The organism is Vibrio sp. QJM3NY_26 (assembly GCF_057786005.1).
Window position 1 is genome coordinate 95,704 of the sequence record NZ_CM173515.1, and the last position, 19,220, is coordinate 114,923.

Annotated in this window: 17 protein-coding genes; 8 read left to right on the forward strand and 9 right to left on the reverse strand. The window is 44.9% G+C overall.

Translation table 11 applies throughout. The features are described 5' to 3' along the window. Positions 1-52: 52 nt before the first annotated feature. A complete protein-coding gene (locus AC3CH4_RS00420; protein WP_428783972.1) occupies positions 53-658 on the reverse strand; it encodes a GTP-binding protein in 606 nt (201 codons plus the stop codon). Between the two features lie 230 nt (positions 659-888). Then, entirely contained in the window at positions 889-1,548 is a 660-nt protein-coding gene (gene yihA, locus AC3CH4_RS00425; RefSeq protein ID WP_054547998.1) for a ribosome biogenesis GTP-binding protein YihA/YsxC, read from the reverse strand. A gap of 148 nt (positions 1,549-1,696) precedes the next feature. Here yihA and AC3CH4_RS00430 point away from each other — a divergent pair, with 148 nt between their 5' ends. The 5 genes from AC3CH4_RS00430 (at position 1,697) to hemN (ending at position 6,299) form a co-directional block, all read left to right on the forward strand. Further along, positions 1,697-2,314, forward strand: coding sequence for a c-type cytochrome (locus AC3CH4_RS00430; RefSeq protein ID WP_004735574.1), 618 nt, complete (start codon positions 1,697-1,699; stop codon positions 2,312-2,314). Positions 2,315-2,871: 557 nt separating this feature from the next. Beyond that, the gene (locus AC3CH4_RS00435) at positions 2,872-3,510 is read left to right on the forward strand and encodes a class I SAM-dependent methyltransferase (protein ID WP_171315489.1); all 639 of its coding nucleotides are present in this window, start codon (positions 2,872-2,874) and stop codon (positions 3,508-3,510) included. Beyond that, positions 3,510-4,067, forward strand: coding sequence for a Der GTPase-activating protein YihI (gene yihI / locus AC3CH4_RS00440; RefSeq protein WP_004735577.1), 558 nt, complete (start codon positions 3,510-3,512; stop codon positions 4,065-4,067). The genes AC3CH4_RS00435 and yihI overlap by 1 nt, the downstream gene beginning before the upstream one ends. 6 nt (positions 4,068-4,073) lie before the next feature. Beyond that, a complete protein-coding gene (locus tag AC3CH4_RS00445; RefSeq protein WP_017079341.1) occupies positions 4,074-4,562 on the forward strand; it encodes a DUF2489 domain-containing protein in 489 nt (162 codons plus the stop codon). Positions 4,563-4,907: 345 nt separating this feature from the next. Next, positions 4,908-6,299: an oxygen-independent coproporphyrinogen III oxidase gene (hemN, locus tag AC3CH4_RS00450; protein WP_004735579.1), complete on the forward strand. Its 1,392-nt coding sequence runs from the start codon at positions 4,908-4,910 to the stop codon at positions 6,297-6,299. Between the two features lie 86 nt (positions 6,300-6,385). Here the strand turns inward: hemN and gepA are convergent, their stop codons facing one another. The 5 genes from gepA to glnA form a co-directional block, all read right to left on the reverse strand. Beyond that, entirely contained in the window at positions 6,386-8,950 is a 2,565-nt protein-coding gene (gepA, locus tag AC3CH4_RS00455; RefSeq protein ID WP_488543128.1) for a phosphodiesterase GepA, read from the reverse strand. Between the two features lie 107 nt (positions 8,951-9,057). Beyond that, complete coding sequence (glnG, locus tag AC3CH4_RS00460; RefSeq protein WP_017081697.1) at positions 9,058-10,461, reverse strand: nitrogen regulation protein NR(I); 1,404 nt, start codon at positions 10,459-10,461, stop codon at positions 9,058-9,060. Between the two features lie 122 nt (positions 10,462-10,583). Continuing rightward, positions 10,584-11,660 (reverse strand): nitrogen regulation protein NR(II), encoded by a 1,077-nt coding sequence (glnL, locus tag AC3CH4_RS00465; RefSeq protein WP_017079339.1) that lies wholly within the window; start codon positions 11,658-11,660, stop codon positions 10,584-10,586. Between the two features lie 168 nt (positions 11,661-11,828). Next, positions 11,829-12,398: a DUF4124 domain-containing protein gene (locus tag AC3CH4_RS00470; RefSeq protein WP_428783974.1), complete on the reverse strand. Its 570-nt coding sequence runs from the start codon at positions 12,396-12,398 to the stop codon at positions 11,829-11,831. A gap of 226 nt (positions 12,399-12,624) precedes the next feature. After that, positions 12,625-14,034 (reverse strand): glutamate--ammonia ligase, encoded by a 1,410-nt coding sequence (gene glnA, locus AC3CH4_RS00475; RefSeq protein ID WP_004735585.1) that lies wholly within the window; start codon positions 14,032-14,034, stop codon positions 12,625-12,627. A 564-nt stretch (positions 14,035-14,598) separates the two neighbouring features. On the opposite strand from glnA, the gene typA reads away from it, so the two are divergent. Further along, complete coding sequence (typA, locus tag AC3CH4_RS00480; protein WP_004735586.1) at positions 14,599-16,431, forward strand: translational GTPase TypA; 1,833 nt, start codon at positions 14,599-14,601, stop codon at positions 16,429-16,431. 191 nt (positions 16,432-16,622) lie between these two features. Here typA and AC3CH4_RS00485 read toward each other — a convergent pair whose 3' ends face one another. After that, positions 16,623-17,153 (reverse strand): AAA family ATPase, encoded by a 531-nt coding sequence (locus AC3CH4_RS00485; protein ID WP_488543129.1) that lies wholly within the window; start codon positions 17,151-17,153, stop codon positions 16,623-16,625. 20 nt (positions 17,154-17,173) lie between these two features. Next, positions 17,174-17,815, reverse strand: coding sequence for a DUF2959 domain-containing protein (locus tag AC3CH4_RS00490; RefSeq protein ID WP_017093967.1), 642 nt, complete (start codon positions 17,813-17,815; stop codon positions 17,174-17,176). 42 nt (positions 17,816-17,857) lie between these two features. On the opposite strand from AC3CH4_RS00490, the gene AC3CH4_RS00495 reads away from it, so the two are divergent. Beyond that, positions 17,858-18,799, forward strand: coding sequence for a virulence factor BrkB family protein (locus AC3CH4_RS00495; protein WP_017076170.1), 942 nt, complete (start codon positions 17,858-17,860; stop codon positions 18,797-18,799). Beyond that, positions 18,771-19,205, forward strand: a complete 435-nt coding sequence (gene dtd / locus AC3CH4_RS00500) for a D-aminoacyl-tRNA deacylase (RefSeq protein WP_017076169.1) — start codon at positions 18,771-18,773, stop codon at positions 19,203-19,205. Before AC3CH4_RS00495 ends, dtd begins: the two co-directional genes overlap by 29 nt. The last annotated feature ends 15 nt before the right edge of the window (positions 19,206-19,220 follow it).

Here is a 19,220-nt window from a genome sequence, read left to right on the forward strand (position 1 = left end):
TAAAATAACTTTTATTTTACAAGTTGCCGATAAAGGATTGATAGCTTACGCCTTATTTATCAGTGTATTGAGTGGGTGAATGCTCAATGTAATCCATGATTTCTTGTTGTTTCTCAGTACTGTATTTCAGCGCTTCGGCGGTGATTTGGATGGATTGCGCCATAGAAGAGATATTGTGGGTCGCTTTCACCAAGGTTTGCTGCATGGGTTTTAGGATGAGTAGATAGATAGCAGTCAAAGCGATAACAATGACAGCGATAACGGTTGCTAACGCAATGATGATCTTGGTCTGAATATCATCCAATAGCATTTGACTGGTCTTTTTAAAGGCGAGTCGAGATTGGTCTAAGGCTTGTGGGAGTTGATTGAGTGATGTCTTGGTAGAGCTCGCAAGCTTGTTGATGCTTTCAACGGTTTGATTCAGGGCTTTTTGTTGGTCTTCACTAAGGTTGGGGTTGTTGACGATAGCTTGCAACGATTGTGATATGACCTCGAGAGATTCACTTGCCTCCTGAGCGTACTTCTCCATGCCGTCGAGATCTAAGGTCATATCAACATTGACCAGAGCGGCCTCGGTCTTGGGCTGTTCCGATTCAGATGTTACACCGGAAAATGAGATCAATATAAGTGCGATGGTCGCCAAGGGTTTTTTCCACATGAGCATTCCTTTCTCATTGTTCTGTTTATTTAGATGTGTCTTTTAGTATGGTTCACTTCTCTCGTTTCTAACTGATTAATATTGTCTTTAATTCTCAAGACTTAGGTTTAACTCACTAATTTTGGGGCAAAAAAATACCCCACCTATATAAGGAAGGGTATTAATAAGGCTAAATCACTTGCTGTAAGTGCTTTAACCTCTAATTATAGATAAAGCTATAGATAGAAGAACTACTCTGCGTCGTTGTGCTCTTCGTCAGCCAGTTCATCAAGAATCTGGTCAGCAAAAGCTGGGGCAAACCACTCATCCATCTTGGCTCGCAGTTGATCAACGCCGATGCCCTTCATTGAAGAGAAGACATCAACCGCTACATCACCACCGAAAGATTTCGCATCATTACGGATTTTCAGTAGTTGCGCTTTACGAGCGCCACTTTTCAGTTTGTCTGCTTTTGTTAACAAAACTTGCACTGGGATGCGGCTATCGATAGCCCAGTAGATCATTTGTTGGTCAAGGTCTTTCATTGGGTGACGGATATCCATCAATACCACTAAACCTTTCAAGCTTTCGCGTCGCTGTAGGTATTCACCTAGCGATTTCTGCCATTTTTTCTTCAGCTCAAGAGGGACTTGAGCAAAGCCATATCCAGGTAAATCGACGATATGACAACCGTCCGTTACCTTAAATAGGTTAATTAGCTGAGTTCGACCGGGTGTTTTACTGGTTTTCGCCAAGCCTTTTTGGTTTGTAACGCGATTTAGCGCGCTAGATTTACCAGCATTGGAGCGTCCTGCAAACGCAATTTCGATCCCTTCGTCTTCTGGTAAATGACGAATATCAGGTGCACTGGTAATGAAATGCGTGTTTTGATAATGAATTTTTACGCTCACTGTTAACTCCATCTCGACTTTGTGTAGTCGATTGATTACTTTTTTGTGAATTTGTGTAAAATAACCGTGCTCGGCATAAGGTCGCCTATTGTACCATGAGTGGCAACATAGAGTGGTACTGGAAGCTTGATAATTATAATGGAATGTCATGAAGAAATTAGCGCTAATTTTGAGTCTTTTAGCCAGCTGCTCAGTATGGGCTCAAGGTAGTATTGAAGCTGGTAAAGCCAAATCACAAACATGTGTTGCCTGCCACGGTGCTGACGGCAACAGTCTGATCACGCAGTACCCTAAACTGGCTGGTCAACATGAGAAGTACCTAGAGAAGCAGTTAAAAGAGCTTAAGCTCGGTATGACCAGTGGTGGTAAGCAAGGTCGTAATGAACCTGTAATGGGTGCAATGGCGATGTCTTTATCTGAAGAAGATATGGCTGACCTAGCGGCGTACTACGCATCGCTACCTATCTCTAGTAACTCTACTCCTGAGAATGTAGTAGATGAAGGTAAGGTTCTTTACACCGCGGGTAACGCAGAACGCGGCGTAACGGCGTGTATTGCTTGTCACGGTCCACGTGGTAACGGTACCGAACTTTCTGGTTTCCCTAAGATTTCAGGCCAGCACGCAGATTACATCAAGGCTCAACTTGAGAAATTCCGCGATGGTAGCCGTAATAACGACATGAATGCGATGATGCGTGATGTAGCTAAAAAGTTAACAGACGCAGATATTGATACCTTATCGAAGTACGTTGGTGGTTTACACTAATATGTCGGTTTCTTGCTCTTAGCCAGAGTAAAGAAATGTACGCTCGAGCGAGATTGAAGAGACGCCCCGATCAGTAATGGTCGGGGCGTTTTCTTTTGTATTGGTTTTATTAATATGTTTTGCGCTGATGTCTGATTTATCAATGTGTGATCGATTTGTGTACAAAAGTGTGAACTTGAACTCTTGTAGTCTTTTTGTAACACGGTAAAGTAACGGCCATCAGCTAGGAGCTGACTTAGATACGGATGGTCATCTAGTCTAACGGTATAGACAGAAACGGATCAGGCTAGGACAGCCCAGCAACAAGGTGTTAGAAAAGGATAGCCAAAACTCATCAGGACGATGAACAACAAACAAATTTGGCATGGAAAGCACCAATAACAAATGGAGATTTGTGTACCAAGTTGAGTATGCAAATTTTGGCCGATATAGGCAGATTTAGAGAGCGATAGGTTTTCCTATCGCTTTTTTTATTGATTTGATGAAAAAACACCCAATACCTCTCCACTATAAACTCAGTTTCTGGTATGTTTCGCATCCCTGTTTAAGGATGTGCTATGTATACTTGTCCCTTATGCCATCACCAAGGCGTGAATCACTATTTTGAAGACAAACGCAGAGCCTATCTGCAATGTCAGCAATGTGAACTGGTATTTGTTAAACCTGAACAAAGGTTAGAAGCAAAAGAAGAGAAAGCACACTATGATCTCCATGAGAACGATCCTAGTGATGCAGGCTATCGCCGTTTTCTATCTCGCATCGCGGATCCACTAACAGACAAAATTTCATCTAACTCATACGGGTTGGATTTTGGTTGTGGCCCAGGCCCTACGCTATCTATTATGTTAGAAGAAGCCGGACACACCATGGAGTTGTACGATATCTATTACCACCCAGAAGCTTCTGTGTTGGAAAAAACGTATGACTTTATGACTGCCACGGAGGTGATAGAGCATCTTTATCACCCAGACAAAGTGTGGCAGCAATGGTTGAATTTAGTTAAACCCAAGGGCTGGATTGGTCTTATGACTAAACTAGTAATAGACGTAGACGCGTTTGCTGGTTGGCACTACAAGAATGACCCGACACATGTCGTCTTCTTTAGTCGTCAAACATTCCAGTTTTTGGCAGAGCGGGATAAGCTCGAACTAGAATTTTTTGGAAATGATGTAATTTTACTGAGGAAAGTGCAGTAATGGGTCGTAGTAAGAAATCAAGAAAACCGGGAGCACTTGGTGCTCCGGAACCTATGGTTACTCGTAACCGTAGTGAATCTGATGTTGAAGGTCGTGAACGTAAGCGTGTTAAAAAGCGTAAAGGTCTTAAGTCTGGCAGCCGTCACTCAGATGGTAGCGAAGCAAAACAGCGTAAAGCTGCACTAGCTCGCGACCCTCGTTTAGGCAGCAAGAAAAAAATCCCGCTGATTGTTGAACCAGCGAAGAAGTCGACCAAACAAGAGCGCAAGCTATCTAACGAACAAGAGTTAGAGATGCTTGAGAATGATGCTCAACTGAACACATTGCTAGATCGTATCGAAAATGGTGAAAACCTAGGTGCTGGCCTGCAGAAGTTTGTTGATGAGAAACTTGATCGTATCGAACACCTAATGGGCCGCTTAGGTCTGCTAGAGCCAGAAGACGATGAAGAAGAGATCTTCGAAGAAGCACCAGTTGCATCTAAGAAGAAAGCAAGCTCTGACGAAGACTTGCTATCTCAATTCGAAGATTTCGACTTAGACAGCTTTAAAGGTTAATAGCCAATGAACGTAACCTTATTAGCAATTGCTGGTGGAATTATCATTCTCGGCTTGGGCTCTTACGCAGGTTACCTTCTACTTCAAGTGAAGAAGCAGACGGAGTTGCAAAAGCAGCATCAAGCACTTGCCATTGAAAAACGTAACGCGACGATTTACGAAAACGTAAATACTTTGTGCTTAGCGGGTATTCAAGGCCAGTGTGACTTACCTGAGATCAGTATCCGAGTGTGTATCATTATGGATAACGTTCAGGGTGATGAGCGTGTCGATTTTGATTCTGAGTATCCCGCTCTTTCTGAGCTGTACCATATCGTAAAAGATATGGCTCGCGGAGATGGAAGGCAGGAACTGACGAAGAAAGAGCGCATGCAGCAGAATCTCACACGCCATAAGGCGGAGACTCGCTTGAATGATGCGGTCATTGAAGATTTGAAAAGGTTGCAGGAGAAGGTTAAGCCTCTCAACAACCAAATCAACATTCAGATGATCTAGTCACTAAGACTTTTAAATATAGAGGCTTGTTTAACATTTAGTTTTTAGACGCGCTGCTTTTAATACCTATGCATTTAAGACTTTTTGTCCTAAATGCATCTTGTTTTTAAGTCGCCTTGTCTTTAATAGACGATGTTAAATGAGCCTTCTTACCTTTTGCGTCTCGTTAATCCCGACGCTTTGTTAGTGATCAAGCTAGCAGTTCTGAGTTTTTGTCTGAAAAATTGATTTTGTCTTGGAACGACCTTACAGGTCGTGTGGCAAAATAACCCGTCTATATTTTAATGTATGTAAAATGATTTGAGAGACCTTAAGTTCTCGCGGATCTAAATTGGAATTACCGCTATGTCGAGCAAGCCAGTAACAACGAATCAGCAAATCGTTTGGGATCAAGAGATCTTAAACAAGTACAACTATTCGGGACCTCGTTACACTTCATATCCAACAGCGTTGGAGTTTCATGAAGCGTTTACCGTCGCTGATTACGACATGGCGTGTACTCAGTACCCTGAGCGTCCACTCTCTCTTTACGTGCATATCCCGTTCTGTCATAAGCTTTGTTACTACTGTGGTTGTAATAAAGTCATTACTCGTCACTCGCACAAAGCGGATGAGTACTTAGATGTGATTGAACATGAAATCCGCCAGCGCGCCTCTTTGTTGAATGGCCGTGAAGTGACGCAATTGCACTTCGGTGGTGGTACGCCAACGTTCTTGACCAAAACACAAATTACTCGCTTGATGATGATTCTGCGTGAGGAATTTAATTTCACTGCTGACGCTGAAATCAGTATTGAAGTTGACCCGCGTGAGATTGAGCTAGACGTACTTGACCACCTGCGTAACGAAGGCTTCAACCGCCTGAGCATTGGTGTGCAAGACTTCAATAAAGAAGTGCAGAAACTGGTTAACCGTGAGCAAGATGAAGAGTTCATCATTGCGATGGTTAAACGTGCGAAAGAGCTAGGCTTCCGTTCAACCAACCTTGATTTGATCTACGGCCTACCAAAGCAGACTCAAGCTTTGTTCGCGGAAACATTGAAGCAAGTGTTAGAAATGAAACCGGGTCGTTTATCGGTATTTAACTACGCACACATGCCGCAACTGTTTGCTGCGCAGCGTAAGATTAAAGATGAAGACTTACCTGAACCAAAAGAGAAAATGGCAATCCTCCAAGATACCATTGAGACTTTAACGGGCGCGGGCTACCAGTTCATTGGTATGGATCACTTTGCTCTGCCTGAAGACGAGCTAGCAGTAGCACAGCGTGAAGGTATTCTGCATCGTAACTTCCAAGGCTACACGACCCAAGGTGAAGCTGACCTAATTGGCTTCGGTGTTTCTGCAATCTCTATGGTCGGTGATGCTTACGCTCAAAACCAGAAAGAGCTGAAGAAGTATTACGCTCAGGTGAATGACCTTCGCCACGCGCTTTGGAAAGGTGTTGCTCTAGACAGTGACGACCTTCTACGTCGTGAAGTGATCAAACAGCTTATCTGTAACTTTAAGCTTGATAAAACCATGATCGAATCTGAGTTCTCGGTTAATTTTAATCGTTACTTCAAAGAAGATTTAGGGCTACTGCAAACCTTTATCAACGATGAGTTGGTAGAAGTTGACGATAAAGAAATCCGCGTGACTTTACGTGGCCGTTTGTTGATTCGTAATATCTGTATGTGTTTCGATAAATACCTACGTGCTAAGGCTCGCCAACAGCAGTTCTCTCGTGTGATTTAATCGCTCGATTGAGAACAGAAATATAAAAAATGCCAGCATTATGCTGGCATTTTTGTGTCTATCTGTAAGTCAATTCTCTATCTACTTTACATCATGCTTTCTTTTCTGCTTTGTTTTACGTTGCAGAGGTCGGTTGGCCATTGCTCAAAAGGAACCGGGCGACTGTATAAGAACCCCTGTGCCTGCGGGCATTTCAGCTGTTTGAGTAGATCCGCTTGTTGCTGAGTTTCTACACCTTCTGCGACTATGCTTACCTTGAAGCCCTTGGTGATATTGACGATGGCTGCAACGATAGAGCTATCTAGGTTCTCTTTTTCGAGCTTGCTGACGAAGCTGCGATCGATCTTTAAGCAATCAAATGGCAGTTTGTGTAAATAAGCCAGTGACGAATAGCCGGTACCAAAGTCATCAATTGCAATCGAGATGCCTAATGCTTTTAGCGTCAGCATGTTATCGATGATGGCAGGGTCATTGTCGACGATGCGTGACTCAGTGATCTCTAGTGTCAGGTTGCTTGCTGGTAGCTTGGTGTCACGTAGCGTGCCTTTAACTTGTTCAACAAAGCCACTTTCACTCAGTTGATCGACCGAAAGGTTAACGTGAATAGAGAAGTCCTTGCTCCATTTTCCTGACTCAATCGCGATGGCAGTATCTCGACACGACTTATGTAGAATTTGCTTGCCGATATCGTAAATCAGCCCGCTCTCTTCAGCGAGAGGAATGAATTCAAGTGGTGAGACTATTCCTTCATCGGCTATCCAGCGTGCTAAAGCTTCAGCCCCAATGGTCGATCCGGATTCTAGATCAATAATAGGTTGATAGAAGGGTTCGAACTGTTGAAGTTCAATCGCTCGGTTCATCCGCGCTAGCATCTTAGTACGATGTCTTGATGCTTTACCCATCTCAGGGCTGTAAATGCTGACACTGGCTTTGTCTTGTTTTGCGTTGCTCAAAGCAATGCTACTACTACGCAGCAATAGCGCAATGTCGTGGACGTTAGATACACCGACGACGCCCATCGATACCTTAATGGCGACACTTTCTGATTCCATTGAAAATGGGGAAGCAAAGGTTTGAAGCAAGCGATTAGTCAGTAGTTGAGCTTCCTTGCTTTGGATGACGTTCGGGGCGTAAATGGCGAATTCATCACCGCCAGTGCGAGCTAATAGGTAATCGGATGGCAATGTACCTCTTAAACGAGCGGCCGCAATGATAAGCAATTGGTCACCATTGTAATGACCAAGGCTGTCATTGATGTCTCGGAAGCGATCAATACCCACTAAATAAAGTGTGCCTTTTTCGTTTGCAGGGTTTTTCTTGGCAGCGTCGATAAAGCCTTCTCGACTATATAATTTGGTTAGTGAGTCATAGGTAAGCTGAGACTGTAATGCTTGAAAGGAAGCCTTTAAGTTGTTGGCCATTTCATTGAATGACTCCACCAACATGCTGGTTTCATAGATATGCCCTGTCTTTGGCATGCTCGTGCCCCAATCACCTTTAGCAAGACGCTTTGCCGCATCCGCTGTTGAGGTGATGGGTTGGGTAACGCGATTAAACGCAATTAACCCAGCAATGACACCAATGCAACTCAGCGCTAGCCCGAGCAACCAACTGTTTCTTTGGTTTTCAGGTAATTCACCGAGTAGGTTGCTTTCAGGGATCGACATACCAATAAACCAAGTGATGCCGTGCTCATCTTCATAAGGGGTGATCTGGTTGAAGTATCGTTCGTTGTCTAGGCGAAAGCTAAAGCGCTGCACGCCCAAATTATCGATTAGGTGAAATTGGTCTACGTAGCTAGCACTTTCACGTATTACCGGGTTAGCACTCTCTGATGCCAGTAAGCGTTGGCCCTTATTGGTTTTCCCTGTTCCCCAAGAGACCACGCTACCTCCGCCCGAGTGAGCGACCAAGCGTTGCTGCTTATCAATGATATAAACAGAGGCATCCGTTTTATCTTTGAGTTCTTTGAGAAACGCATTAAAGGTATTGATCTTAATGTCGCTAACGACGACGGCTTTGAATTCGTTGTCATCATAGATAGGGGCGAGGGCAGATAAGGTGATCTCTTGTCGTTCATCTGCATTGGCATAAATTGGCGACCATACAGCCTTTTTTTGTGTAGCAACGGGTGTGTACCAAGGGCGGACCCTCGGGTCGTAACCTGAAATCACCGATCGAATGTCTTCGCTGATCTTGCTGCCACGGTAAATGACCAGCTGATCGTTAGTACGGTCGTCTTGTACCATCAAGGTATAGCCGTTGTTAGCTTCTTTACGAAAACCGACATAGTTACCATCTTCAGAACCAAAGCCGATCACATCGAGTTGAGGTATAGCTGTGAAATGGTCTGAAAACGTATAAAGAATGTAGTCTTGGACCTTGCTAAGGTTGCCCGCTTGATAAAGATGGTGGTAGCCAATGTTATGGCTGAGCGAGAGGTTGGCGTGAAATGGTTTTTCTAAAAAATTGGACAGGCTTTGATGAACATGGTCAGTAAGTGATGTTAGTTGGCGTGCACTAACATCACTCACCATCTCTTTGTAGCTTTGCTTTTGAGTGAAAACCATTACGCTCATAGTGAACAGAAAAATCATCACGAATGGCAGAACCACCGCGGTTCTCAATGTAATTTGTGTTTTCAAAGACATCTTTAGCTACAACTTTAGTGAATGGCATACCTTAATTGTACCGACACTATTCAAACCAAGCGACCCTTTTTTGGTTAAAAAGTCGCTGTATCGAAAGTCATATCTGGTCAGTACAGTTCTTTGAGTTTACGGGTTAGGGTGTTTCTTCCCCAACCTAAAACCTTGGCTGCATCCTGTTTATGACCATTGGTATGGTTGAGTGCAGCCTCTAGCAGTATACGTTCAAACTCTGGCAGAGCATAAGTTAGTAGCTCTTTTTCTCCGGAATCAAGCGCACACTTTGCCCAATTAGCGAGCAGTTGTTGCCAGTTATCTCCAGTCCCTGAGGTCGTCACCACTTTTTCTTCCAACAGTTCTGGAGGCAAGTCTGAAGGGAGTATTTCACTGCCGCTTGCCATGACTGTGAGCCAACGACAGATGTTCTCAAGCTGACGTACGTTACCCGGCCAATTTAGCTGATTGAGCTTCATGATGGTCTCTGAGTGCAGTGTCTTCACTTCTACACCAAGCTCTTCAGCGGCTGATGCTAGGAAGTGGTGAGTCAGTTTTTCAATGTCCTGTTTACGTTCGCGCAGTGCCGGAATATGGATTCGGATAACGTTCAGTCGATGGAAAAGGTCTTCACGGAAACCACCGTCATGCACCAAGCGCTCAAGATCTTGGTGGGTTGCTGCAACGATACGAACATCAACCTTAACCGCAGAATGCCCACCGACACGATAAAATTGACCATCAGAAAGCACGCGCAGTAGCCGAGTCTGAATATCGAGTGGCATATCGCCTATTTCATCAAGAAACAGAGTGCCGCCGTTGGCTTGTTCGAATCGTCCTTGGCGAACACTGTTAGCGCCAGTAAAGGCGCCTTTCTCGTGGCCAAACAGCTCTGATTCGATCAAGTCTTTAGGGATTGCCGCCATGTTTAATGCAATGAATGGCTTTTTAGCTCTTGGGCTGTGACGATGCAGAGCGTGCGCGACTAATTCTTTACCAGTACCAGATTCACCATTAATAAGAACCGAAATGGATGAACGAGACAAACGGCCAATAGCTCGGAAAACTTCCTGCATTGCCGGTGCTTCACCGATGATTTCTGGTGCGTTGGTCTCTTCGGCTACTTCGCTGGCTTGTTCTCGCTTTTGCTCTTGGCTGTGTGCGATGGCTCGCTCTACTAGAGTCAGTGTCTCATCAATATCAAACGGCTTAGGTAGATACTCAAAAGCCCCTTTTTGATAAGCATTCACCGCTGCATCGAGGTCTGAGTGCGCGGTCATAATGATCACTGGCAGGTCGGGAGAGCGCTGGTGAACTTGGTGTAACAGCTCAATCCCGTCAATGCCAGGCATGCGAATGTCGGACACCAAAACGTCTGGTGTTTCGCGTTCAAGAGCAAGCAATACGCTCTCAGCATCAGCAAATGTTTCACACTTTATATCCGCAGATGACAGCGTCTTTTCTACGACCCAGCGTATAGAACTGTCGTCATCGACGACCCAAACGTATCCCTTACTCATAATTCAATTCCTTTGCAGCCAATTCTATTGTGATAATCATTGTTGTTTTTATGATGTCTTTAATCTTTGTGTTACCGAGTTAAGCCTTTCATCTCGCTGTCCAATCGCGAGGTTCTGTTGACCTAAATGGGTAGGTAAATCGTGAATGTGGTGTTACCCGGCCAGCTCTCAACATCAATTTTTCCATTGTGCTGATCGATCAGGTTTTGAGAAATCGATAGTCCCAGCCCTGTGCCACCCTCTCGTCCGCTGACCATTGGGTAAAACAGCGTGTCTTTTAAATCATCGGGGATGCCGGGGCCGTTATCGCTGATCTCAATGCGCGCTGCGAGTTTGTGTCGCTGCCCATGAATATTGGCTTGATGCACCGTTCTGGTGCGAATGGTGATTTTCCCTGATTCTTGCGCCTTTAAAATCTGTGCCGCGTTACTCACGATATTGAGCATCGCTTGTTCAACTTGTGCTGAATCCATCAGAATGTCCGGTAAGCTCGGGTCGTAATCTCGTTCGATGGCGAGCGTTGAACCCGACTCGAGTTCCACGAGCTGCCTGACTTTCTCAAGTATCTGGTGTAGGTTCTCTTCTGACTTGGTCCCCGGCTTCTGAGGGCCAAGCAGGCGATCAACTAAAGCTCTTAGGCGGTCGGCTTGCTCAATAATGATCTGCGTATATTCATTAAGAGACTGATCAGGAAGCATTTTCCCAAGTAACTGCGCCGCACCTCTTAAGCCACCGAGTGGGTTCTTAATCTCATGTGCTAACCCGCGCACCAACAGCTTAGCTGCTTGTTGTTGTGCGTGTTGGTTGAGTTCTTGGCTGAGGCGTCTTTGCTGGTCTATCTTGCGCATCTCAACCAATAACAGCGTCTCTCGTTGCCAAGAGATTGGGCTAACCGTGACTTCAAGCATCAGTGGGCGGTTATCAACAACGAAGGTAACGTCACTGTCGGTAATGCTCTGGCCACTTTGTAGCGGTTGCGTCAGAAGCGCCAAATCCAGTGAGGCGTGTTGGATGAGTTGGCTCAATGGGTGATCGACGATGCGTCGCGCGCTTTGTGAAAAGAGTTGTTCAGCCGCCGGGTTGGCGTATCGGACATACAGTTGCTCATCGAGCATCAATGTTGAGGTCACCATGTTGTCGAGAATGGCGCTGGAAAGATGATGTGTATCTATGCTGTCGCTTTTGGCTGATCGATTCACTATTTCGTCCTTGAACTGGTGTTTTTCTCACTGCACCAAATTGGTGCGTAGCTAAGTTCAAGTATGGCGCATATCAACCAGAAGCTAAAGATAATTCATTAGAGTCGCTGAAAGCTGCTTCGATTAGGTGAAAAGTAGAGGTAATTCAGTCTCTTTTAACACATTGGCCTACTTGAGCGTCGCTCGATGTAAATACACGGTGACTGGACTAGTAGATGCAATAAGCTTGCCGCTTCTATGTGCTTGAATTGCAATGGTGTGAGTACCTCGATCGATACCTTTCAGTTCCCAATTCGGTTGGGTTTGTGGGGCGCCATAGCGACGACCATCGAGCATCAATTGCAACTGTTCTCCAATACCAAGCTTGCGGCTAAGTTCTATTTGAATAGGGATTAAGCCGCGGTTGCTACGGATGGTTTGGTCATGAACGGGAGTCAGCATGATGAGGGCTAGTTGAGCTGGTGCCTCACGTTTCGTGCTTTCTGTTTTCCCCTGAGCCTGAGCTGGCGTTGCCGTTTTAGTTGTAGATGAAGCTGCAGCATCAACGGGCGTCGAGGCTTCAAATTTAGGAGCCGGCGCTGATGCTTGCACATCCGGTAGGCGAAGAGATTTGGCATCTTGAGCGCTAGGGTTATCACTAAAGTGGAGAACACCATCCTCATCCACCCAGGTATACACCGTTTGAGCAGAGCACGAGATCGCGACTGTTAACCCGATCAGGAACAGTATATTTTTCATATCTTTAGCCTCTTTTCACCGCTAGGTGATTTCACGTTTGGCGTTGGTTTTGTTATTGATTTTATTGTATTTATAGCAGCAGCCTCTGAGGGCTTTTGTCTAAGGTATGGTACGAGGAAGCAGGGGGAGGGAGTATATAAAAAAGGCCCGCCTGCGAGGCGAGCCTAATATTTAGTCAGCGATTCTTACAAGGTTGCAGTAAGAAATGGCTTATCTCTACAGGAGATTAAACTGAGTAGTACAGTTCAAACTCAAGTGGGTGTGTTGCCATGTTCACGCGTTGTACGTCGTCAGATTTCAGTGTGATGTAAGAATCAATGAAATCGTCAGAGAATACGCCGCCAGCTGTTAGGAACTCACGATCGTCGTCTAGCGCTTTAAGTGCTACTTCTAGAGATTCAGCAACGGTTGGGATTTCAGCCGCTTCTTCTGCTGGAAGGTCGTATAGATCTTTATCCATAGCTTCGCCTGGGTGGATCTTGTTCTTGATACCGTCAAGGCCAGCCATCAGCATTGCTGAGTAACATAGGTATGGGTTCGCTGCTGGGTCACCAAAACGTAGCTCGATACGACGTGCTTTCGGGCTTGGTACTACTGGGATACGGATAGAAGCAGAACGGTTACGTGCTGAGTAAGCAAGCATTACCGGAGCTTCAAAACCAGGTACAAGACGCTTGTACGAGTTCGTTGACGGGTTAGCAAATGCGTTGATTGCACGAGCGTGCTTGATTACACCACCGATGTAGTAAAGCGCCATTTCAGATAGGCCGCCGTACTTATCACCAGCAAACAGGTTAACGCCGTCTTTTGCTAGAGATTGGTGAACGTGCATACCAGAACCGTTGTCACCAACTAGTGGCTTAGGCATGAATGTCGCTGTTTTACCAAATGCGTGAGCAACGTTGTGCACAACGTACTTGTAGATTTGAGTCTCATCCGCTTTTGTTGTTAGCGTGTTGAAGCGAGTTGCGATTTCGTTTTGACCCGCAGTTGCTACTTCGTGGTGGTGAGCTTCAACTACTAGGCCCATCTCTTCCATTACTAGACACATTGCTGAACGGATGTCTTGAGATGAATCTACAGGAGCTACTGGGAAGTAACCGCCTTTAACGCCAGGACGGTGACCTTTGTTACCGCCTTCGATATCAGAACCTGTGTTCCAAGCTGCTTCTACATCATCAATCTTGAAGAAAGAACCAGACATGTCGTTTGAGAACTTAACGTCATCGAATAGGAAGAATTCTGGCTCTGGACCAACTAGAACTGTGTCTGCGATACCCGTAGAACGTAGGTATTCTTCAGAACGCTTAGCGATAGAGCGTGGGTCACGGTCGTAGCCTTGCATTGTTGCAGGCTCAAGGATGTCACAACGGATGTTTAACGTTGCATCTTCTGTGAATGGGTCCAGTACAGCTGAAGCTGCGTCTGGCATCATTACCATGTCAGATTCGTTAATGCCTTTCCAACCAGCTACTGAAGAGCCGTCAAACATTTTACCTTCTTCGAAGAAGTCTGCATCAACTTGGTGAGAAGGAATAGAGATGTGCTGCTCTTTACCTTTTGTATCAGTAAAACGTAAGTCGATAAATTTAACTTCGTTCTCTTGGATCAGGGATAGTACATTTTCTACTGACATCTTGGATAACCTCCAGTGTTATTAATTCGGTATTAGCTCGATTCGGTTGAAACTAGCATTGATTAATGTCTATAAGTGCATTAATCGATGCTGATTTATCTATAGCCAAAAACGTGCCAAAAAAATTATTCCATTAATTTCAATGATTTACTTGTTTTCTTGTTTCATTAATTCTGGTTTTTGCACCAAAATGATCTTCTGATGCACCTTGTTGGTGCAATTGCTTATCTGTGCACCAATATGAAACATAAGCGAGCACCATTCAGCAATGAATTGCCTAAGTTGTCAATCCACTTTTGTTATTTTTCCGGAGATTTGGCTGTCCATCTTGCGGCGGATGCTTTTTTAGAATCCTACGAATTAGACTGTTAGATACTGTATTGAATCAAAGTTAAGCGGATATGAATCGCTAATAAAGAAAAAAGCCTTGGTTGAGATCACATATTTCTGGGTTTTTGTCTAAAATCTGGTATATTATTGACCGTTTTTTAAATCAAGCTAGCGGTTATTATCCAAACTTTTGAGATAATTGACGGCTACCTTTTATGAGTGAATCGAGAATCCATGTCTACTCCACAGATTGATAAGTTAAGAAATATCGCGATCATCGCGCACGTTGACCACGGTAAAACGACTTTGGTTGATAAACTACTACAACAGTCAGGCACTCTTGAGTCTCGTGGTGAAGCTGAAGAGCGTGTCATGGATTCGAATGACATCGAAAAAGAGCGTGGCATTACAATCCTTGCTAAGAACACAGCAATTGACTGGAATGATTACCGTATCAACATCGTAGATACCCCTGGACACGCGGACTTCGGTGGTGAAGTTGAACGTATCATGTCTATGGTTGATTCAGTTCTTCTGATCGTTGATGCAGTTGATGGCCCAATGCCTCAAACTCGTTTCGTAACGCAAAAAGCTTTCGCACACGGCCTTAAGCCAATCGTTGTTATCAACAAGATTGACCGTCCTGGAGCTCGTCCTGATTGGGTTATGGACCAAGTATTTGACTTGTTCGACAACCTAGGCGCGACTGATGAGCAACTAGACTTTACTGTTGTTTACGCTTCAGCTCTAAACGGTTGGGCAACAATGGAAGAAGGCGAAGTTGGCACAGACATGGAACCATTGTTCCAAGCTGTTGTTGATACAGTAGAAGCACCTGCAGTTGACCTTGAAGGTCCACTACAAATGCAAATTTCGCAACTTGATTACAGCTCTTACGTAGGTGTTATCGGTGTTGCTCGTGTTACTCGTGGTTCTGTTAAGCCAAACCAACAAGTAACTATCGTGAATGCTGAAGGCAAAAAACGTAACGGTAAAGTAGGTACTGTACTTGGTTACCTAGGTCTTGAGCGTCACGAAGTAGAACAAGCTAATGCTGGCGACATCATTGCAATCACAGGTCTTGGTGAACTGAAAATTTCAGACACTATCTGTGACGTAAACAATGTTGAAGCAATGGAACCACTGTCTGTTGATGAACCAACAGTAACAATGACTTTCCAAGTAAACACTTCTCCGTTCGCGGGTAAAGAAGGTAAGTTTGTAACTTCACGTAACATCCTTGAGCGTCTTGAAAAAGAATTGGTTCATAACGTTGCACTACGTGTTGAAGAAACTGAAAGTCCAGACCGTTTCCGCGTATCAGGCCGTGGTGAGCTTCACCTTTCTATCCTGATCGAAAACATGCGTCGTGAAGGTTTCGAGCTAGCAGTATCTCGTCCAGAAGTAATCATCAAAGAAGAAGATGGTCAGAAAATGGAACCGTTCGAAACGGTTACTATCGATGTAGTTGAAGAGCACCAAGGTGCGATCATGGAAAGCATCGGTCTACGTAAGGGTGAGCTAACAGATATGGCACCAGATGGTAAAGGCCGTGTTCGCATGGACTTCATGATGCCTTCTCGTGGTCTTATCGGTTTCCAAACTGAATTCCTTACAATGACGTCTGGTTCTGGTCTTATCTACCACTCGTTCGATCACTACGGTCCTTACAAAGGCGGTATCATTGGTCAGCGTAACAACGGTGTTCTAATTTCTAACGCAACGGGTAAAGCACTGACTTACGCATTGTTCTTCCTTCAAGCTCGTGGTCGTCTATTCACAGAGCACGCTGATGAAGTTTATGAAGGTCAAGTAATCGGTATTCACAACCGTTCAAACGACCTGACAGTAAACTGTCTGAAAGGTAAGCAACTAACGAACGTTCGTGCATCTGGTACTGATGAAGCACAAGTTCTTTCTCCACCGATTAAGCACACTCTAGAGCAAGCTCTTGAGTTTATCGATGAAGATGAACTAGTAGAAGTAACGCCACTAAACGTACGTATCCGTAAGAAACTTCTTACTGAAAACGACCGTAAGCGTGCTGCACGTCCAGCTAAGGCTTAATTGCCAGCTGACTAGCTTCTAGCTATCAAGCAATACGTTTTAGAATAAGTAAGAAAGCCCCGAGTAGCCTAGCTACTCGGGGCTTTTGTTTTATGTGATATTGAAGTAGATACGGGTAAACGAGATGCGAGATACGAAGAGCGTTCAAGTCTTCGTCATCCTCAAGAGGGAGGGGCGACCGAGTTGGGGATCTAGCTTTTGATACCTAGATGGCTTGTAACAAATAGAACCCGTTCTTCGACTGACATAAATGGCACCTCGACCACCTCATACCCAAGCTCTTGATAGACTCTGACCAACGCGTGGTGAACCTCTAACGCCTCTTCAAGCGGATAAGGCCTCACATCATCTTGTACGTAAATAGATGCCTCAGGGCGACAGAACAAGGCTTGTGAGTGATAGCCTTGGCTAGCTTCTCGGTAGATTTTGTCAATCTCAAGGTTCGCCTGAGTTAAGTAACCGCAGATATCTGGAATGGCGCGATCGAGAAACGCAACCGGATGCTGGTTGGCCTGTTCCTTTTGCTCATTCATGAAAGTGAGACACAGGCGAGCAAAGCCCGGTAGGTCTAACCAAGGTAAGATACCGTTCTCAAGTTGGCTCTGCTGTTCAATTAACTGTCGAGAAGATTCCGCGAAGGTTGGGTAACCCATGTCACCCAAGGCATTGATCAGTGTTGTCTTCCCGGCTCCGGGGCCGCCAGTAATAATGATAGGTTGCATCGTGTTCTTTATCTGTAGCGCTACTTCTGGTTCAGTTGAGCTAGGAACTTATCCGATTCTGCTATTGCAGCATTCATCTGTTCTATCGCGTAGGCGATGTCTTTTTCTAAGCTCATAAATTCGCCCTGCAACGAACCGACAGCACTCGCATTGAGGTTATGCTTTAGATAAAGCGTATTGTCGCGAAGGGTGTTGAGTACCGGGTCCATTTTCTTCTCAGCGCGTTTCATTGCTGAAAGCATGGTCTTGTAAGACGATTGGGTTTCTCGCAGTTTTTGTTCACTCGAACGGCGCAGTGAAGCACTGGTGTAGAGGTCTAACTCGCTCTGCCACTCTGCAAACAGCGCATCTGACACGTCTTCAATCGCAGCAATCCGATCACTGACATTTTGCGCGGCTTTCTCGCTGTCTTGGTATTTATCGTTGATTTGGTTGTACATGTCTTCAAGGTCGCCGCCACTGAAGTTCGTCAGGCTACTCAAGGCTTCAAGTGCGCTGGTAAACTCTTCCTGAGCATCCTGCTGCGACTCTTTCGCGTCTTCTACTCTGTCGACCATAATGTCGCGCTTGTGGTAACCCACTTGCTCCATGGCAGAGTAATAAGCGGACTGGCATCCAGTTAGAGAAAAAATAGAGAGGACTATAACTATTAAATAAGGCATCCTAGTTTCCTATAGTTAAGTGACGGAATATTAATTAGGACTATGAACGAGTTACAAGGGAGTTACAAGTTGAAGATAAAAAAGGCAGCCACAGGAAGCATCCAGTTTTCCCGCTATCTTCTTACGCGGATGACGCACGATAGAGTCAACGTGAACGCGGGCTATTTAGCGTACATTACTCTGCTTTCCATTGTGCCGATGCTGACGGTTCTGCTATCGATTTTATCGTCATTCTCAATCTTTGCTGATGTCGGTCTCGTGATTCAAAACTTTGTCATTACCAACTTTGTTCCTGCGTCAGGGGATGCAGTGCATGGTGCTTTGCTTGAATTTGTCGCCAATACCGGAAAAATGACCGCTGTAGGCAGTGTGTTCTTATTCATTGCAGCTCTGATGCTGATCTCCAATATTGATAAGAACTTGAACTACATCTGGCGCGTAACGGAAAAGCGACGTGCGGTGTTGTCTTTCTCTATGTATTGGATGGTGCTAACCCTTGGGCCAATTTTAGTGGGCGCCAGCATTGCCGCGACCTCTTACGTGACGTCATTGAATTTGCTGCAAAACGAAGTCGTCTCGAGTGCCTTCAATACCGTGATTCGCAAGCTTCCTTTGATTCTCTCTTTCTTTGCGTTCTTCGGTTTATATCTTCTCGTTCCAAACAAAAAGATACACTTTTCTCATGCTGCTGCAGGCTCTTTGGTTGCGGCCATTCTGTTTGAATTAAGCAAGAAAGGTTTTGCAGCTTATATTACTCAGTTTCCGTCTTATCAGTTGATTTACGGTGCTTTAGCGGCGATTCCGATTCTTTTTGTTTGGGTTTATTTGTGCTGGTTAATCGTGTTAGTGGGTGCTGAAGTGACAGCCGCGCTTGGTGAGCACGAACAGTGGAGTGACTCGCAAGAAATGGTACACTCGCTGGATAACGATGAAATTCCAGAGCAAGGAAACAACAGTGATAGCCCTGATTCAAAGAGTAAGTGAAGCTGCCGTCCGTGTTGATGGCGAAGTAGTTGGTGAGATTGAACAAGGCTTATTGGTTCTATTAGGCGTGGAAAAAGGTGACGACGAAGTCAAAGCCAAACGTTTGATGGAACGAGTGACAACTTATCGTGTCTTTGAAGATGAAGACGGAAAAATGAACCTCAACGTAAAACAGGTTGAAGGTAAAGTGTTGGTAGTTTCTCAATTTACACTGCCAGCCGATACAAAAAAAGGAACCCGAGCGGGTTTTTCTCGCGGAGCAAACCCTGAAGATGCAAAGCGTCTTTACGATTATTTCTCTGACCAATGTGAATCAGTATTGCCAACGGAACGTGGCCGATTTGCAGCCGACATGAAAGTGTCATTGGTTAATGATGGTCCAGTAACATTCTGGCTCCAGGTTTAAACTTAAAGGAATATG

Coding starts and splice junctions, on each gene's coding strand:
- typA (WP_004735586.1), top strand. CDS start 14,599: ATGTCTACTCCACAGATTGATAAGTTAAGAAATATCGCGATCATCGCG.
- AC3CH4_RS00490 (WP_017093967.1), bottom strand. CDS start 17,815: ATGCCTTATTTAATAGTTATAGTCCTCTCTATTTTTTCTCTAACTGGA.
- AC3CH4_RS00420 (WP_428783972.1), bottom strand. CDS start 658: ATGTGGAAAAAACCCTTGGCGACCATCGCACTTATATTGATCTCATTT.
- AC3CH4_RS00430 (WP_004735574.1), top strand. CDS start 1,697: ATGAAGAAATTAGCGCTAATTTTGAGTCTTTTAGCCAGCTGCTCAGTA.
- AC3CH4_RS00495 (WP_017076170.1), top strand. CDS start 17,858: ATGAACGAGTTACAAGGGAGTTACAAGTTGAAGATAAAAAAGGCAGCC.
- AC3CH4_RS00445 (WP_017079341.1), top strand. CDS start 4,074: ATGAACGTAACCTTATTAGCAATTGCTGGTGGAATTATCATTCTCGGC.
- yihI (WP_004735577.1), top strand. CDS start 3,510: ATGGGTCGTAGTAAGAAATCAAGAAAACCGGGAGCACTTGGTGCTCCG.
- AC3CH4_RS00435 (WP_171315489.1), top strand. CDS start 2,872: ATGTATACTTGTCCCTTATGCCATCACCAAGGCGTGAATCACTATTTT.
- hemN (WP_004735579.1), top strand. CDS start 4,908: ATGTCGAGCAAGCCAGTAACAACGAATCAGCAAATCGTTTGGGATCAA.
- AC3CH4_RS00485 (WP_488543129.1), bottom strand. CDS start 17,153: ATGCAACCTATCATTATTACTGGCGGCCCCGGAGCCGGGAAGACAACA.
- gepA (WP_488543128.1), bottom strand. CDS start 8,950: ATGTCTTTGAAAACACAAATTACATTGAGAACCGCGGTGGTTCTGCCA.
- glnG (WP_017081697.1), bottom strand. CDS start 10,461: ATGAGTAAGGGATACGTTTGGGTCGTCGATGACGACAGTTCTATACGC.
- glnA (WP_004735585.1), bottom strand. CDS start 14,034: ATGTCAGTAGAAAATGTACTATCCCTGATCCAAGAGAACGAAGTTAAA.
- AC3CH4_RS00470 (WP_428783974.1), bottom strand. CDS start 12,398: ATGAAAAATATACTGTTCCTGATCGGGTTAACAGTCGCGATCTCGTGC.